Below are 16,058 nucleotides of genomic sequence, written 5' to 3' on the forward strand. Positions count from 1 at the left end.
GTCGAGGAGTGTGAAGAACCTGTGAGCGCGGTGTGATGATCCCGTGGTGCCGTGACCGGCTTGGCTACGCTCAGGCCCCATGTGCGCGAATGTCCTGGTCGCGGAGGACGACCCCAAGCAGGCGGAGCTGCTGCGCCGGTACCTCCGGCGGGAGGGGCACTCCGTGGTGGTCGTCCACGACGGGCGGGCCGCGCTCGACGCGGCCCGCGCGCGCCGCCCCGACCTCGTCCTGCTCGACGTGATGATGCCGGGGATCGACGGCCTCGACGTGTGCCGCGGGCTGCGCGCCGAGTCCGACGTGCCGGTGCTCATGCTCACCGCCCGCTCGACGGAGGACGACCTGCTGCGCGGCCTCGACCTCGGCGCCGACGACTACGTCACCAAGCCCTACAGCCCGCGCGAGCTGATGGCCCGGGTGCGCACGCTGCTGCGGCGGACCGGGCGGGGGAGCGGCGAGCCGGTGTACCGGGTCGGCGGCATCACGGTGGACCCAGAACGGCACACGGTCCTCGCGGACGGGCGCGAGGTCGAGTGCACGCCGGCGGAGTTCCGCATCCTGGAGGCGCTGGCCGCCCGGCCGGGGCGGGTCCTCACCCGGGCGCAGCTCCTGGAGCACCTGCACGGCTTCGACCGCTTCATCACCGAGCGCACGGTGGACGTGCACGTGAAGAACCTGCGCAAGAAGATCGAGCCGCAGCCGCGCCGGCCGGTCCGGCTGTGCACCGTGTACGGCGTCGGGTACAAGCTGGTCGGCGATCGTGCGCCATAGCCTGCTCGCACGGCTGGTCGCCAGCTCGGTACTGATCGCGGTGTGCTCGATCACGGCGACGGCGTGGCTGGCGGCGCGCGGCACGTCCGGCGAGATCCGGCAGCGGCAGGGCCGGACGCTCGCCCGCGACGCCCGGATCAACGACGCGCTGCTCGGCTACGCGGCGAGCCACCCGCGCTGGGACGGCGTCGGGGAGACCGTGCGGGGGCTGGCCCGGCAGAGCGGGCAGCGGGTCGCGCTGGCGAGCGAGGGCGGCGCCCGGATCGCGGACTCGGCGGCCGGCCGGCCGCCGCTGCCGGCGCGCCCCTCCGCCGTGGTCGACCCTCTCGCCGTCGACGTCTCGCTCGGGCCCGGCGCGGCCACCGACCGGATCGACGCGCGTGCGGCGGGGCCGTTCCGGCTGCCGGAGCCCGAGCGGGTGAGGCTGCGCCAGGAGGTCGACGCGCAGGCGGCGTGCCTGCGCCGCGAGGGCCGGCGCGCCGCGGTCCTCGTCGGGCCCGGCGGCCGCCCGTACCTGCGCCGCGAGGGCGGCCCGACCGACCCGCCACGGGCCACGAACCCCCCAGGCGCGCCCTCCGGACAGGAGCCCTCCCCGCGCGCGGCGTTCGCGCGAACGTCCGGTGGCGGGGCGGTCCGGTTCGCCGCCGTGGCCGAGACGCCGTCGGTCTCACCGACGCCGAAACCGTCCTCGACCGAGCCGGGCGAGGAGCCGCGGCGGCCGGGGGCCACACCGGGCGCGCCGCCGGGCGTGCCGAACCCCGTGCCGACCGGCGGGCCCGGCGAGCGCCCGGGGAACCGGCCCGCCCCGACGCCGGAGCCCGCGTCGTGCTCGCCGAACGCGCCCGGACCGACCGCCACCGAGAAGCGCGCGCTCGGCCGGCTCGCCGCCCTGGTCCGGCAGTGCCGCGGGAGCCGGGTCGAGGTGTGGCTGGACGAGACCGGCACGCCGGCCGGTCCGGCGTCGGCCGCCGAGTGCCTGGCCACCGCGCGCCGCACCCAGCTGAAGCCGTACGTCGCGCCCGCCGCGGTGCTCTACATCGGCTCACCGGAGGACCGCACCCCGGCCATCGACCCGTACGGCATCGCGGGGGTCACCGCGGTGATCCTCGTCCTGGCGGTCGGGGTCAGCGTCCTCGTCGCCACCCGGCTGGCGCGGCCGGTGCGAGCCGTCACCGCGGCGGCCCGGCGGATGCGGGGAGGCGACGGCTCGGCGCGGGTGACGGTGCGCGCCAAGGGCGAGGTCGGCGAGCTGGGCGCCGCGTTCAACGAGATGTCCGAGCACCTGGACCGCATGGAGCGGCAGCGCAAGGCGATGGTCAGCGACGTGTCGCACGAGCTGCGCACGCCGCTCAGCAACATCCGAGGCTGGCTGGAGGCCGCCCAGGACGGCGTGGCCGACCTGGGCCCGGCCCTGACCGCCTCGCTGGTCGAGGAGGCCACGCTGCTCCAGCACATCGTCGACGACCTGCAGCAGCTCGCGCTCGCCGACGTGGGCAGGCTGCGGCTGCACCCCGAGCCGGTCGACGTGGCCGACCTGGTCGAGCAGATCGCGACCGTCTACCGGGCCGCGGCCGAGGCCGCCGAGCTGGCGCTGACCGCCGAGGTGACCGGGCGGCCGCACCTGGACGCCGACCCGGTCCGGCTGCGGCAGGCGGTCGGCAACCTGCTCGCCAACGCGGTCCGCTACACCCCTGCGGGTGGGCGGGTGAGCCTGCGCGCGTACGCCGACGGCGACGACGTGCTGATCGAGGTCGCCGACACCGGGCCGGGCATCGCGCCCGAGCACCTGCCGCACGTCTTCGACCGGTTCTGGCGGGCCGAGAAGTCGCGCAGCCGGCAGACGGGCGGCAGCGGGCTGGGCCTGGCCATCGTGCGGCAGCTCGCCGAGGCGCACGGCGGATCGGCGGCGGTGCGCAGCGAGCCGGGCCGGGGCGCGACGTTCGTCCTGCGACTCCCCGGCTCACCGGACGACGCCTGACCCGGCGCGGCGCGATCCCGAAGGATTTCCGGTCAGCCGTGTAATCCGCCGGGGGCTTCTCCGACTTCTCGGCGTAACGGTCCCGAGGAGAGAGGAGGTGGCGTGGACGAGCAAGAGGCCCGATTCACCCGCCTCTACGAGACGTACTACCGCAACGTCTTCGGCTATGTCGTGCTGCGGGCCGCCCCCCAGGCCGCCGAGGACCTGACGGGCGAGGTGTTCACCGTCGCGTGGCGGAAGATCGACGAGATCCCCGACCAGGCGCTGCCGTGGCTGCTGGGCGTGGCCAGGAACCTGGTCCGCCAGTCGCACGGCGCGGCGGGCCGGGCGCGCGGACTGGTGGACCGGCTGGCCGGTCTCACCACCGACGCCGACCTGCACGCCTGGGACGTCGCCGAGCACCTCATCGCCCGCGACCAGGCGCTGGCCGCCCTGCGGGCCCTTCCCGCCAAGGAGGCCGAGGCGGTCACCCTGACCGCCTGGCACGGGCTCGGCCCCGCGGAGGCGGCCCGCGTCGCGGGCTGCACCCGCACCGCCTTCATCGTCCGGTTGCACCGGGGACGCCGCCGGCTGGCCAAGGCGATCGAGACGTCCCAGGAAAGCCCCGCGCGAGCGCACGGCCGCGCCCCGCGCCCGCGAGTCATCCAGGAGAAGCAGTGAAGCAGGACGAACTGGACAACCTGATCGTCGCCCTGAAGCCCGCGGCGGTCGCCGAACTCGCCGAGGACGCCTACGCGCGGCGCGCCGACGTGGCGCAGGTCCGTGCGCGCGCCGGCGCCTCGGCCGTGAACCCGCGCGTGGTCCCGGCGCGGCGGCCGGTCCGCCGGCTGGCCCTCGCCGGCGGCGTGGCCGCGGTGGCGGCCGCGGCGGCGCTCGCCGTCGCCATGCCGTCGGACGGCCCAGGCGCCGACCCCGGCCCCGGCGCCGGACACGACGGGACGCTCGACACCCGCACGTTCCTGCTGGCCAGCGCGAAGACGGCCGCCGAGCAGTCCGCCACCCGCGGGGCCTGCTGGTACAAGCGGACCCGCATGTGGCAGGACATCATGCCCTTCAAGCCCGGCCCGGGCGTGCCGACGCCCGCACGCAAGTCCATGGGCAGGCCCCAGAACTTCCAGGTGCGGACCGCGAGCAGCGTTGAGGACTGGGCATGCGCCCAGAGCGGGACCCGTATGCGCTTCGGTACGAACGGACCGCTGGACATCAAGGTCACCTTCCCCACGAAGAAGGACGAGGCCGCCTGGAAGGCGGCGGGCTCGCCCCCGCTCGACGTCAACGCCGGCACGACCGTCTCGAAGCCGCGCATGGTCACCTACGCCAAGGGCTCGCACCTGGTGAACCCCGTCATCGGGTCCCACGAGATCGAGTGGAAGACGATCGCGAAGCTGCCGGCGACCGACGGCGCCCTGGAGAGCTACCTGCGCAGGCTGTGGCAGCAGGACCGCCGGGGCGGCGCGCACGGCTACACCGCCCCGGCCGATTTCGGGGAGTACGTCTTCGTCAGCGCGTGGGACCTGTTCATGGCCCCGACGACCCCCGGCACCCGGGCGGCCCTCTACCGGATCCTGGCGCGCACCCCGTCCGTCCGCGTCACCGGACAGGTCGTGGACCGGCTGGGCAGGCCCGGCGTGGCCGTCACCGCACAGGGCACCAGCGTGCGGCTGGTCGTGGACCGCAGGAGCGCCCAGCTCCTCGACTTCGAGGACCGGTCCTCCGCCCTTCCCGGCAAGCCGGCCGGCGGCGAGTACCTGGCCTTCGAGAGCCAGGGCTGGGTGAACAAGCTCGGAGCCGCCCCCGCCCGCTGACCGCCGGCGACCGAGGGGACGCCCCCCACCCGGCGGCGTCCCCGCCCCGCCGTCTCCGGCGGTGGCCGGTGCGGCTCAGCACTCGCGCAGCGAGTAGGGGTTCAGCCCGCCGCCCCACAGCCACGCGTGCCCCTCCCACCCGTACCGGATCTTCACCCAGTCCGACCTGGTCCGGCCCCAGGCGGTCACCTGCGCGCCGTCGGTGATGTGGCACAGGGCGCTCGCCTCCGCCGGCGGCATGATCGAACCGAGGATCCTCCCGGGCGGGATGCCCGGCGCCCCCGGATCGGCCCGGACGTGCAGGGGCCTGGCCCAGTCGCCGACGGTGACCCGGTCCGCGCGGGCGCGGGCCGGAGAGTCGGCGGACGCCGCCGGCGGCGCCGCCCCGGCCGCCAGCGCCAGCGCCGCGACCGTTCCGGCCCCGATCCGCCAGGGGTTCATCGTTCCTCCTCGCGAGCTCGGCAGTCCCCGCACGCCGTGGCGCCCGCACCGCGGTCGGTCCTGATCCTCGGGCATCCGCAGACGCACGGTGGCAGGGCCTCGTGGGGGTTGAGCCCGCCGTCCCACAGCCACGCGGTGGGCGGCGAGCCAGGGCTGATCTTCACCCAGGTCGAACCGGTCCTGCCGTAGGCGGTCATGTCGGCGCCCTGGGTCGAGCAGACGGCCATGGCGGGGGCGCCGGGCCGCATCGAGCCGATCACGTTCCCGGGATGGCCGCCCGGCCAGCCCGGACTGTCCCGGACGCGCAGGACGGGCTGCGCCCACTGCGCGACCTGGACGCGGTACAGCGGGGCCGGCGCGCCGGACGGGATGCTCCCGGCGGTTCTCGCCGACCTGCCGGGGGCCGCCTGCCCGCTCGCGCCGAACGGCGCCGCCACCAGCAGCCCCATCGCCGCCGTCACGGTCACGGCCCTGGTCAACAGGCGTTGTCTCATGTGCACTCCTGCCTTCGATTCGAGCTCATTGTCACGAGGAGTGCGGGAAAGGGCACAGCCGGTGGCATGCGGATGCCACTCCTTGATGCCTCAATCACCGTTCGGCCGGTGCACGGACGGTCCACCCGGCGGTATTGCGCTGGGCGTACCGTCCGGGACGGTCTCTTTCACCTGGCCGTCGGGGTTCAGGTGCCGGCGAACAGCCGGCCGGAACAAAGGAGATCCCTCATGAGCAGACTTTGGGGGGCGCTGGCGGAAGCGCTCTCCCTGATATGCGTATCAGCCGGAGCGGCGTACGCGACGCGGCTCTACCCCGAGCACTCGACGGTCGTGGTGGGTGCCCTCATCACGACCCTCGGCGCCGTCTTCTTCAGCCTGGCCACGCGTCTTCCGCGTGGCAGGGTGAGGCGACAGCGTGCCAAGGTCCGATGGAACCGGCGCCAGTGGAAGTGGGTACTCGTTCTGCTGATACCCAGCATCTTCCAGGGGCAGATCCATCAGGCCGCGCTTGAGCGGGTGGACGTCGGAACCCTGATGACGGTCATGACCCTCGGGGCGCTCAGCCTGGCGACGTGGCGGCTGGTCTCGGCCCCGCGCAGGTCAGGCCGGTGGCTGCACGCCCTGTGGTTCGTGATCGGCCTGGTCGGCGTCGCGATGCTGACCAGGCCGTTCACCGGCGGGACCGGGGCCCTGGGCCTGGTCCTGACGGGCGTGGCCGCCCTCATCGGCGTCAACGGCACGATCGCCTCGGGAAAGCTGACCGAGATGGGCACGCTTCACCGGGTCGTCGAGCTCAACTGCTGGGCGGGCGCGTGCCTGATCGGGGTGCCGGTCCTCGTCCTGACCGACGAAGACTGGGTGACCTGGTCCGTGCTGTCGACCGTGGCGGTCACGTCGCTGCTGAACATGATCGCCAACAAGCTGCACGTCCGCGCCTTCGACCTCGTCCGGTCCGACGACGGGTTGATCAGCACGGTGAAGTGCGTCAACCCGGTGTTGGCGTGCCTCGTCGGCGTGGTCGTCGGGACCGGCGGGTCGCCGGGGCTCACCGGATGGATCGGTGCCGTGCTGGTGGTGGGGGCATCCCTCGCCGCCTTCCGGGCCTTCCACCGGCTGGGCCTGCACGCCGTGGCGCAGACCGTCAAGGGCGCCGTCTGGAAGGAGCCGCCTCCGGAGGCCGCTCCCAACGGCGGTGGCTGGGGCGGCATTTCGCCTTCCGGTGTCTGGCTTCGCAGTGTCTGGAAGCCGGACGACCACGGCCCGTGGAAGTACAAGTTCGCCTGACGGCCTCATCGCCGCGTGGCCCTAACGATCCGTGACGCTCCGGGGTCGCGGACGGCGTCACGCCCAGGCGTGACGCCACACCACTGACGGTGGAAGCGGGCTTGTCCCGCTTCCACCGCCTTTCTCCGGGTGGGCCGTCACTCCGACCGGAGGGCCGCCGCCGTCTTGATCCGGGACGCCCGGCCTGCCGGGATCAGTGCGCCGAGCAGGGCGATCGCGATGCCCGCCAGAACGGACAGCAGCATCAGCGGCCAGGGGAAGATCTCCAGGAGGCCGTAGGGGAGGACGAGGCCGCCCGTGTCGGCCATGGCCGGCATCACCACATGGTGGGCGGCCAGGCCCAGCGGCAGTCCGATGAGCCCGCCGACCAGGCCGAGGACCGCCATGGAGGCGAGCACGACCGTCAGGACCTGCCGCGGTGTCGCGCCCAGCGATTTCAGGACGCCGAAGTCGCGCGCCCGGTCCTTGGTGTTGAGGATCACCGTGTTGAACACCCCGAGCCCGGCGACCGTGGTCAGTCCCAGGGTCAGCAGGGTGAGGAGCCCGAGAAGGATCACCTGGCCGGATTCGATGCCTTCGGCGGCCGGCATGGCCCGGATCCCGTCCGCCTTGAGTGCGGCGACGTAGGTCTCCGGGGAGGTGCCGGGGGTGAGGGTGACCTCCAGAAGAGAGGTCACCATGCCGGGGCGCGGGCCGGAGGATTCCGGGGGCGCCGGCTTCTCGGGGCCGGTGAGCGAGGTGAGGGACGCCCAGTCCGTGATGACGGTGTCGCCACCGTCCACGAGCGCCGTCCCGACGATCCGCAGCGCGGCCTTCCTGCCGTCCGCGGTCACGACGACGGTGTCGCCGATCTTCTTGCCGCCGGTCTTCAGGAACGGGTCGCCCACGACGGCCTCACCCGGCCCGCCGAGCCAGCGGCCGTGCACCATCCGGTAGCCGTGCCGGTCGGTGATGTCTCCCTGGTAGGCCTTGACCTGCACCGGCCGGTCGAACCCCGGCACGTGGACCTGCTCGAAGCGGGTGGCCGCGACCTTGGCGGTGCCGGTCCGCCCGGCCAGCGAGACCGGCCGGCCGCCCTCGACGGGGACCAGGACGTGGACGGTGTCGGTGAGTTCCGCGTCGGCGAGGTAGGCGCTGAGGGACCGGTTGAGGCCGGTGGCGAACGTCACCGCCGCCACGCCGAACGCGACCGCGGTGACGGTCAGCGCGGTGCGACCCGGCCGGGTGAACGGCAGGCCGAGGCCCAGGCTGACCGGGCGCGGCAGCCGCGTCCGGGCCAGCGCCCGCTGCACCTTCAGGGCCCGGCCCCGCCGCGTCGCGGCGCCCGCGCTGACCGCGACCGCCGTCGGGATCCGCCCGGCCCGGACGGCGGGCACCAGCGCGGTGATGACGGCGACCGCGAGCACGCCCGTGAAGGCCAGTACGTCCACCCAGGGCGAGACGCCGCTGGCGGTGGGCAGGTCGAACGAGTCGCCCAGCGTGGTGGTGACCGTCCCGGCCAGGACGTTGCCCGCGGCGATCCCGATCAGGCTGCCCAGCACCCCGGGAATCGCGATCATCACAACGTAGACGCCGGTGACCTGCGCGGGGGTGAAGCCGAGGGACTTCAGGACGCCGATGTGCCGGAACCCCGACACGACGGCGCCGCTCACCACGTTGGCGATGACGAGCACCGCGACGAGCAGCCCGGCGATCCCGAACGCGATGAGGAACGGGATGACGGTCGTTCCGGCCTCGGTGGCCTGCTGCCGGGAGACGAGGTAGCTCTGGCTCGCGGTCGCCGGCAGCCCGGTGGTGACGGTGCCGGCCGGGGCGGCCGGGTCGGCGAGCCGGTAGAGCATCTGCAGGCCGTCCGGGGCGGTCAGCTGCCCGGGCGCCACCCACGCCTGGGAGGACCGGGTGATCGACCGGCCGATCCCGACGATGGTGAAGGCCCGCCCGTCGCTGAAGGTCACCTTTTTCCCGATCGGGTCGAACGGGAACCGCGCGTAGTCGGTGCCCAGCACGATCTCGCCGGGGCCGGTGGCCCAGCGGCCGCTCCTGAGCGCCAGGCGGTCGACCCGGTCGCCCGCGCGGCCGACCCGCTCGGTGACCGTGAAGGGGCCGGGTGGAAGCAGCCCCGGTCGCGTCCGGTCGCTCTCCTCCGGGACGTTGACGACCTGCGAGCGGTACGGGCCGCCCGCCGCCGTCACACCCGGCCGGCCCGCCGACGCCGCGACCTGCGCGGCCGTCGCCTTCGCGGGATCGTAGGAGACCGTCAGATGTGCGCCGTGCTGCCGCGAGAACGCCTTGTCGTACGGGCCGTCCACGGTGGCGAGCAGGCCCAGCGCGAGCACGACCGTCCCGGTCGACACCAGCAGCACCAGCGTGATGATGGTCGTCTGCAGCCTGCGCCGCCGCACCGCGAACCGCGCGGCCTGCCACACCGCCTTCACCGGGTCACCTCGGCGGCCACGCGGCCGTCCTCGAACGCCACGACCCGGTCGGCGACCCGGGTCGCGAGCCGCTCGTCGTGAGTGACGATGAGCAGGGTCTGGCCGATCTGGTTGAGGTCCAGCAGCAGGTCCATGACCTGTTCGCCGGCCCGCGAGTCGAGCGCGCCGGTCGGCTCGTCGGCCAGCAGCAGCGCGGGCCGGTTCATCAGCGCGCGGGCGACGCCGACCCGCTGCCGCTCCCCGCCCGACAGCACCACCGGGTAGGCGTTGCGGCGATCGGCGATGCCGAGCTCGTCGAGCAGCTCCATCGCCCGGGCCTGCGCCTGCTTTCGCGAGGTGCCGAGCAGCTGGGCGGCCAGCATCACGTTCTCCAGCACCGGCAGGTCGTCGAGCAGGTTGAAGAACTGGAAGACCATGCCGATGCGGCGGCGCCGGTAACGGGCCAGCTCGGCCTCGCCCATGCCCGTGATGTCCTCGCCGCGCACCACGACCGTGCCCGAGGTGGGCCGGTCCAGGCCGGCGATCATGTTGAGGAGGGTCGACTTGCCCGACCCCGACGGGCCCATCACCGCGACGGCCTCACCGGCCTGGATGTCGAGGCTCACCCCGGCGAGCGCGGCGGTCTCGCCGTACTCCTTGCGTACGTCCATCAGCTGGACCATCAGCTCCATGGCGGTGACGGTACGAGCCGCGCCCCCGCCCGCGCGTCGGGTCCGGGATGTATTCACGGGGCGGGGTCAACCGAGGGATGTACGGCCGTGAACCGCCAGAATGATGCGTTCCGTCCGCGCAGGGCGGCAGGATGGGCGGATGCTGCCCGCGTGGCTCGTGCCCCTCCTCGCCGCGGTCCCGTGCACCTGGGCTCTGTGGGAGCGGCGCAGGCGCCGCTCCGAGCTCGGGGCGCGCACCTGGCTGCTGGAACGTGAACGCGAGGCCGCCGCGCGCCGGGCCGTCGAGGAGGAGCGGGCCCGGGTGGCCCGGGACCTGCACGACATCGTCAGCCACAGCGTCAGCGTCATGGTCGTCCAGGCGGGCGCGGCCCGGCACGGCGTCGACGGCGAGGCCGAGGACGCGCTGCTGGCCGTCGAGCGGACCGGCCGTGAGGCGATGACCGAGCTGCGGAACCTGCTCGGGGTGCTCGCGCCCGCCCCGGACGGCGACGGTGAGGCGTTCGCCCCGCAGCCGTCGCTGGCGCACCTCGGGACCCTGGTCGACCGGATCGCGTTCGCGGGCCTGCCCGTCGATGTGCGGGTGACCGGCGAACCGTGCCCGCTGCCCGCCGGGATCGACGCGACCGGCTACCGCATCGTCCAGGAGGCGCTCACCAACGCGCTGAAACACGGCACCGCCGGAGCGACGGCGGAGGTGACGGTGAGCTACGGGACGCGGAACCTGCGGCTGGAGGTCCTCAACACCGGCCCGAGCGTCCTCACCGGGACGGGCCCCGCCCCGCCCGGCGACAAGGGCGGCCGGGGCCTGGCCGGGCTGCGCGAACGGGTCGCGGTGTACGGCGGCGACCTCGACGCGCGGCGGCGGCTGGGCGGCGGCTACCGGGTGCGGGCGCGGATCCCCCTGGAGCGGCCGTGACGCGGGTCCTGATCGCCGACGACCAGACACTGGTGCGCGGCGGATTCCGGATGATCCTCAGCAGGTCGGGGATCGAGGTCGTCGGTGAGGCCGCCGACGGCCTGGAGGCGGTGGCCGCCGCGCGGCGCCTGCGCCCGGACGTGGTGCTGATGGACATCCGGATGCCCGGGATGGACGGCCTGGAGGCCACCCGCCGCGTCCTCGCCGACGATCCCACGTGCCGCGTACTGATCCTGACGACCTTCGACCTCGACCGGTACGTGTACTCCGCGCTCGCCGCCGGCGCCAGCGGCTTCCTGCTGAAGGACGTCACCCCCGAACACCTGGTGGCGTCGGTGAAGCTGATCGAGACGGGCGACGCCCTGCTGGCCCCCTCCATCACCCGCCGCCTGGTCGAGCGCTTCGCCCGCCCCGCCCCGGCGCCCCAGGGCCTGGACGTCCTGACCCCGCGCGAGAAAGAAGTGCTCCGCCTGGTAGGCGGCGGCCTCTCCAACACCGAACTGGCCGCCCACCTCCACCTAAGCGAGGCAACGGTCAAAACCCACGTAACCCGCATCTTCGCCAAACTAGGCCTACGCGACCGAGCCCAGGCAGTAGTAGTCGCCTACGAATCAGGCCTGGTAACCCCGGGCACCCCCGACTGACAGCCCGGCCGACCATGCGGACCTGCAACGGTCATATCTCGACGGCAATGAGGGCCAGGACCACGGGTCGCTCCCGACTCCGGGGCCCGGACCAGGAACCGGCGAATTGGGCTGTCTGGAAGGCAAGTCTCTGCGGGCCTCGGTAGGCAGCAAAGAGCGGCGGGAGGGGATTCCCCTCCCGCCGCCCTGTGTAACTCACTTATGCCCGGAGGCTTAGACCGTCATCGGCGAGGAGTTGTGCGCTCCCCGCCAGGGTTCAGTCGTCGTCGTCGTCCGAGCCGCTGCCGCAGATCGGACAGTTGTACCGTTCGCAGTCGCAGTCAGCCATGGGTCGCGCCCCTACTGCTGGTCCGACTGCTTCTGCTGGTCCTGGGGACCGGAACGGTAGGCGTCGCTCGACTCCTCTTCGATGCCAACCGTCTTGTTCGCCTCAGACTGGTGGGCAGTGCCCTCGGCCCACTTGTCTCGCTTGTCAGCCATCGGTTGCGCCTTTCCTTTGGGTTGACGGCTCCCTTGTGGATGCCGCCTCATAAAGAACAGTGCCGAGATCCTGGTCCTGGCAACTCGCGTCGCACGGACCGGCGCGCTGCCAGCCGGGCCGGGCGTGCGGCCTGGGGGCCGCTCCCCGCCCGGATGGCCGCGCGCTGCCAGCCGCTAGAACGCCGATCAGGAGCCCGTGAGCACCTGGCGAGACCGCCAGGTCTGGCGGAGACGTCCGCCAGACGTCCCCGGGGAGGTCTTGGGGGGCGCGCGCAAGACGTCCCGTCTGGACCTCCTGTGCCCGAAACGGTGAAACACATCGCCCGTGCCTCAGCACGGGGAGCCAGCCCCAAATGGGGCAGTGCCTGTCGCCCAGCGCTAGCACTCACACCAAAGGAGAAGTCATGAAGAGCGTCACCACCAACAACGCCCTGAGCAACGGCTTCCGCCGACTGTGGGACCGAACGAAGCGCGACCTCGCGGTCATCGTTTCCGGAAGCGTCGCCGGCGCCCTTGTCCTCGCCTCGGACGATCACCACTTGCTGGCGGGGCTCGCCATCGGGCTTGGCTCCATCGGCCTCGGAGCCAGTCTTGTCGGCCTTGTCGCCGACGGCACTATCTTCGGTGTCCCGGGCAGTCTCATCTGTGTCCTGGGCTTTATCTCAGTCATCTGCGCCTTCGCCATCATCGTCGGAGCCCTGGTCTACGACCTGGTCTACGGCGACTGACTGCGCCATCGGGGCGGTGTCCGTGTACGCCACCGCCGGTTGGTCAGCTCTCACCCGGCGGAACCAACCGCGAGGACCCGGTACCACCGGGTCCTTGTTCTTTGTGTGGCCGGCATGGGCGATTGCTATGGAGTGAGAGTCCCGCGCGGTCACCTGCCTGACCCGGTTCGCCCGGCAACGGCTGATCTACGGACTGCGCACCGTCGCTCCGCTTCTCACCGCGCCCGCCGGGGTGCGTGATGAGCTGGAACTGCGGCACCGCGGCGTCAAGATGGAGCACCCCTTCGTGGCCGAGGTGCTGCTGGCCGGCCGGGGGCGCCGAGACGTCCCGCGGGCCGCGTTCGACGACGGGGACCCGGATCCGTCTGGACCTGGGCGTGCGGGTCGTGGAGCTTCTGCGGGTCGCCGTCACCGACTCGGCTTCGGCGACGCCGAGTCCGTCCGTCCGCTTCGAGGGGACCGCGCTGCTGGTCGGCCCCGCGCTGATCGGCCGTCGCCAGAGCATCCTCCTGACCTGCCTGCTGGAGGACGAGCCGTCGCCGGTGAGTTGCTCGGCCCCCCTTCCCAACGCCCGTGTCACTCGGGCCCGGACCCGCGACGTGGACCCTGTGCTCCGCGAGGAAATAAAGATCATGATGTTCGCGGTGCCGGTGATGGCCTACGTGTTCGTGTTCCTCTTCCCGCTGCGCCTATCGGGCGTGATCAGCGGATGATCAGATGCTCTCGCTGATCCCGCCGAGTCGTTCGACGTCCTCGGCCGGGGTGTCGGTCAGGAGGCAGACGCTGGAGGCGGCCGACCCGTCAAGCTTGCGAAGGTTGTCGAGCATGGCTTGACGCATCTCCTCACGGCGGGACGCCAGGCAGGCCCGGACAGCCTCATCCACCAGACGGCTGTGATGCCAGATGGGTCAGGAGGCTGGTGAAGTGTTGGCGGGTGAGGGTGAGGTGTCCGGCGGTGGGGTTCTTGCTGTCGCGGATGCCGATGAGGCCGATGAGATCGGCGACCTCGACGCAGTTGTTTTCGACACCGCCGCTGTGGGTGCTCTTGCGCCAGCGAGTGTGAGGCGACACGGGGATGCTCATGCTTGCGACGCTACCTCGTCGATGAGCGCCAGCGAAGCCGTCCTGTTCAGGGTTGCTGAGAGTAGGAGTTCGAAGATTTCCTCATGGGCCGAAACCTCATCCTCGTCTTCTATGAAGATGCTCCTGTTGAGCTGGTCGCCTACGGACACGGTGAGTCGGCCCGGTGGGCGAAGAGAAATAAGGGTGTACGGGGTAATTAGCCACAGGTATTCGCTGACTTTGCTAGGTAGAACACGCAGTTCCACGTGATCTAGCTGGGCTACTTCGCTTAGGTGCCTCAGTTGCGCACGCAGGATTCTAGGATCACCGCCGACCTGGTTGCGGAGGGCCGCCTCCGCAATGATCGGCATGTAGCGGGGCGGGTCGGGGTGGCTCAGCACCCGCTGGCGCGACAGTCGGAAGTCGATCAGTACTTTGGTGTTGTGTTTGGCCGGTCCGACGGCGATGAGCTTGCGGGTGTAGTCGGGGGTCTGTAGGAGACCGGGGACGACGCTGGACTCGAAGTTACGGATCTCGGCGGCCTCTTCCTCCAGGCTGGCTAAGTCGAGAGCGGCGGCTGAGATGCGACCTTCCCAAGCTCGTTCCCACTTGCCGGGTTTGTGGGTGGCGAGGTGGAGGAGGGATTGGCGGAGGGGGCCGTGTTCGATCTCGTAGAGGTCGAGTAAGTCGTTGAGTTCTTCGGGGGCTATGGCCTGGAGGCCGTTCTCGACCATGCTCATCCAGCCCTGTGAGCGGCCGAAGCGGCGGGCCGCGGTGGCGACGGTCAGGTTGTGGTGGTCGCGGGCTTTGCGGAGCGCCGAGCCGATCCGGCGCTGGCGAACGGTGGGGGCGTTCCCGGAAGGCATCTTTCAAGAGTGTCACCGAGCGTGGCGGCGCGTACACGGAATGGCGGCCGATTGAACGTTCAGTCGGAGAACGTTCAGGCCCCAGGACACGAGCGCTTCGGGCGGTGAGTGTGGCGGGCGACTCCGAATCGAAGGGAGGCGCACGATGGGAGCGCCCGAGACGAGAAGGACCCCGCCGAAACGGGAGGCGCCGCCCGCCGCGGCCCGGCGTGGAGTGTCGTGGGTGGCGGGGTGATGAGCGGCGAACTCGTCGTGCTCGGCGCGGTGACGCTGCCGGGCGTCCACCGGTCGGTGCGGAACGCGCGGCGGTTCCTGCGGGACATGCTGCCGCCGGGCCATCCCGGGCTGGACGACCTGATGACGGTCGGAAGCGAGACCGTCTGCAACGCCATCACCCACACCGCCTCGGGCGATGGCGGCTGGGTGACGGTCAGCCTGCTGGCGGGGGAGGGCGTCCACCGCCTGGAGGTCGCCGACGACGGGGCGGACGGCAGGCGTCCCCGCGTCAAGGCGGAGGACGGTTCCGAGAGCGGACGCGGGATGCGGGTCGTCGAAGCGCTCTCGGATCGCTGGGGGTACCGGACGGACGGCGACCGCACGATTGTGTGGGCGGAGTTCCGTTCCGAGAACTCGTCCGAAAACTCCGACAGGGGGCTGTCGCGGGGCTCTTCCACGCTGTTGGCAGCAGCGTTCCAAGGAGGAGAACAATGACCGTTCCCGCGTTCAACACCGTCACGTGGTTCCAGATCGGCACCGACGCGCCGGAGGAGGCGCGCCGCTTCTACGGCGACATGTTCGGCTGGAACTTCGGGGCCGACGGCGACGGCTACGACCTGGTCAGCTACCCGGGCGCCGAAGTGCCGGCCGGCGGCATCTCCCACGAGCCGGACGCGTCCCGCAACCACGCGATGTTCCTGGTCCTCGTGGAGGACGTCGACGCCGTCTGCGACCAGACCGTGAAGACCGGCGGCAAGGTGGCCATGCCGCCGCTGACCACCGGCAAGGGCCTCAAGTTCGCCTACTTGCAGGACCCGTCCGGCAACACCTTCGGCGTCTTCACGCCCCCGTCGTCCTGACGCCGGACGCGCAAGGGCCCCGGGGAGCGAATCCCCGGGGCCCTTCGCGCGGGCTGATGATCGCGGCCTACACCTCCGCGATCACCGTCACCGCCCTGACCTCAACCATCGGCGCGGGTCGGGCGGCCGGAAGGCGCTCTGGGCGCCTGGAGGTCGCCCGACCCGCCGAGCCGGGCGACCACAGCGCCACGACACGAACCCGCACGGGCACGGAAACCCGCACCGTGGCGTGAGGATCGCCCGGCTCGCAACGGGGGTTCCAGGGGGTCGCCCCCCTGGGCGAACACAGCGCGGGTCGGGTGGCCGGAAGGCGCTCTGGGCGCCTGGAGGTCGCACGGCCCGTCGAGCCGGGTGACCGCAGCGCCACGACGCGAACCCGCACGGACACAACACACCCGCACTGTGGCGT

At 72.3% G+C, this 16,058-nt stretch carries 18 protein-coding genes; 11 read left to right on the plus strand and 7 right to left on the minus strand.

Annotation, left to right across the window (positions count from 1 at the left end):
* Positions 1-79 precede the first annotated feature (79 nt).
* The 4 genes from BJY14_RS33260 (at position 80) to BJY14_RS33275 (ending at position 4,552) form a co-directional block, all read left to right on the plus strand.
* Entirely contained in the window at positions 80-769 is a 690-nt protein-coding gene (locus BJY14_RS33260) for a response regulator transcription factor (protein ID WP_179847229.1), read from the plus strand.
* Positions 759-2,747 carry a sensor histidine kinase gene (locus tag BJY14_RS33265; protein ID WP_312879510.1) on the plus strand — a complete coding sequence of 663 codons (1,989 nt, stop codon included), beginning with the start codon at positions 759-761 and terminating at the stop codon, positions 2,745-2,747. The genes BJY14_RS33260 and BJY14_RS33265 overlap by 11 nt, the downstream gene beginning before the upstream one ends.
* A gap of 102 nt (positions 2,748-2,849) precedes the next feature.
* Complete coding sequence (locus BJY14_RS47445; RefSeq protein ID WP_179847230.1) at positions 2,850-3,407, plus strand: RNA polymerase sigma factor; 558 nt, start codon at positions 2,850-2,852, stop codon at positions 3,405-3,407.
* Positions 3,404-4,552, plus strand: a complete 1,149-nt coding sequence (locus tag BJY14_RS33275) for a hypothetical protein (RefSeq protein ID WP_179847231.1) — start codon at positions 3,404-3,406, stop codon at positions 4,550-4,552. Before BJY14_RS47445 ends, BJY14_RS33275 begins: the two co-directional genes overlap by 4 nt.
* 75 nt (positions 4,553-4,627) lie before the next feature.
* Here BJY14_RS33275 and BJY14_RS33280 read toward each other — a convergent pair whose 3' ends face one another.
* Together BJY14_RS33280 and BJY14_RS33285 are read right to left on the minus strand one after the other, a co-directional pair.
* Complete coding sequence (locus tag BJY14_RS33280) at positions 4,628-4,993, minus strand: hypothetical protein (protein WP_179847232.1); 366 nt, start codon at positions 4,991-4,993, stop codon at positions 4,628-4,630.
* The gene (locus tag BJY14_RS33285; protein WP_179847233.1) at positions 4,990-5,487 is read right to left on the minus strand and encodes a hypothetical protein; all 498 of its coding nucleotides are present in this window, start codon (positions 5,485-5,487) and stop codon (positions 4,990-4,992) included. Before BJY14_RS33285 ends, BJY14_RS33280 begins: the two co-directional genes overlap by 4 nt.
* A gap of 228 nt (positions 5,488-5,715) precedes the next feature.
* Between BJY14_RS33285 and BJY14_RS33290 the strand changes: the two genes are divergently transcribed.
* Positions 5,716-6,771, plus strand: coding sequence for a DMT family transporter (locus tag BJY14_RS33290; protein ID WP_179847234.1), 1,056 nt, complete (start codon positions 5,716-5,718; stop codon positions 6,769-6,771).
* Positions 6,772-6,908: 137 nt separating this feature from the next.
* On the opposite strand, the gene BJY14_RS33295 is transcribed toward BJY14_RS33290, so the two are convergent.
* On the minus strand, positions 6,909-9,206 hold the full coding sequence (locus BJY14_RS33295; protein WP_179847235.1) for an ABC transporter permease: 2,298 nt from the start codon (positions 9,204-9,206) through the stop codon (positions 6,909-6,911).
* Positions 9,203-9,877, minus strand: coding sequence for an ABC transporter ATP-binding protein (locus BJY14_RS33300; protein ID WP_246396200.1), 675 nt, complete (start codon positions 9,875-9,877; stop codon positions 9,203-9,205). The genes BJY14_RS33295 and BJY14_RS33300 overlap by 4 nt, the downstream gene beginning before the upstream one ends.
* A gap of 139 nt (positions 9,878-10,016) precedes the next feature.
* Between BJY14_RS33300 and BJY14_RS33305 the strand changes: the two genes are divergently transcribed.
* Both BJY14_RS33305 and BJY14_RS33310 read left to right on the plus strand, forming a co-directional pair.
* Complete coding sequence (locus BJY14_RS33305) at positions 10,017-10,793, plus strand: sensor histidine kinase (RefSeq protein ID WP_179847236.1); 777 nt, start codon at positions 10,017-10,019, stop codon at positions 10,791-10,793.
* Positions 10,790-11,437: a response regulator transcription factor gene (locus BJY14_RS33310; RefSeq protein ID WP_179847237.1), complete on the plus strand. Its 648-nt coding sequence runs from the start codon at positions 10,790-10,792 to the stop codon at positions 11,435-11,437. The genes BJY14_RS33305 and BJY14_RS33310 overlap by 4 nt, the downstream gene beginning before the upstream one ends.
* 339 nt (positions 11,438-11,776) lie before the next feature.
* Here the strand turns inward: BJY14_RS33310 and BJY14_RS33315 are convergent, their stop codons facing one another.
* Entirely contained in the window at positions 11,777-11,917 is a 141-nt protein-coding gene (locus tag BJY14_RS33315; protein WP_179847238.1) for a hypothetical protein, read from the minus strand.
* 404 nt (positions 11,918-12,321) lie between these two features.
* On the opposite strand from BJY14_RS33315, the gene BJY14_RS33320 reads away from it, so the two are divergent.
* Positions 12,322-12,645 carry a hypothetical protein gene (locus BJY14_RS33320; protein ID WP_179847239.1) on the plus strand — a complete coding sequence of 108 codons (324 nt, stop codon included), beginning with the start codon at positions 12,322-12,324 and terminating at the stop codon, positions 12,643-12,645.
* Between the two features lie 377 nt (positions 12,646-13,022).
* Positions 13,023-13,358, plus strand: a complete 336-nt coding sequence (locus tag BJY14_RS33325; protein WP_179847240.1) for a hypothetical protein — start codon at positions 13,023-13,025, stop codon at positions 13,356-13,358.
* A 163-nt stretch (positions 13,359-13,521) separates the two neighbouring features.
* Here BJY14_RS33325 and BJY14_RS33330 read toward each other — a convergent pair whose 3' ends face one another.
* Together BJY14_RS33330 and BJY14_RS33335 are read right to left on the minus strand one after the other, a co-directional pair.
* Positions 13,522-13,728, minus strand: coding sequence for a DUF397 domain-containing protein (locus BJY14_RS33330; protein WP_179847241.1), 207 nt, complete (start codon positions 13,726-13,728; stop codon positions 13,522-13,524).
* On the minus strand, positions 13,725-14,573 hold the full coding sequence (locus BJY14_RS33335; protein ID WP_179847242.1) for a helix-turn-helix domain-containing protein: 849 nt from the start codon (positions 14,571-14,573) through the stop codon (positions 13,725-13,727). The genes BJY14_RS33330 and BJY14_RS33335 overlap by 4 nt, the downstream gene beginning before the upstream one ends.
* Positions 14,574-14,807: 234 nt before the next feature.
* On the opposite strand from BJY14_RS33335, the gene BJY14_RS33340 reads away from it, so the two are divergent.
* Positions 14,808-15,284: an ATP-binding protein gene (locus BJY14_RS33340; protein WP_179847243.1), complete on the plus strand. Its 477-nt coding sequence runs from the start codon at positions 14,808-14,810 to the stop codon at positions 15,282-15,284.
* Positions 15,281-15,649 carry a VOC family protein gene (locus tag BJY14_RS33345; RefSeq protein ID WP_179847244.1) on the plus strand — a complete coding sequence of 123 codons (369 nt, stop codon included), beginning with the start codon at positions 15,281-15,283 and terminating at the stop codon, positions 15,647-15,649. Before BJY14_RS33340 ends, BJY14_RS33345 begins: the two co-directional genes overlap by 4 nt.
* The last annotated feature ends 409 nt before the right edge of the window (positions 15,650-16,058 follow it).

Source organism: Actinomadura luteofluorescens (assembly GCF_013409365.1).
Classification (GTDB): Bacteria; Actinomycetota; Actinomycetes; order Streptosporangiales; family Streptosporangiaceae; genus Spirillospora; species Spirillospora luteofluorescens.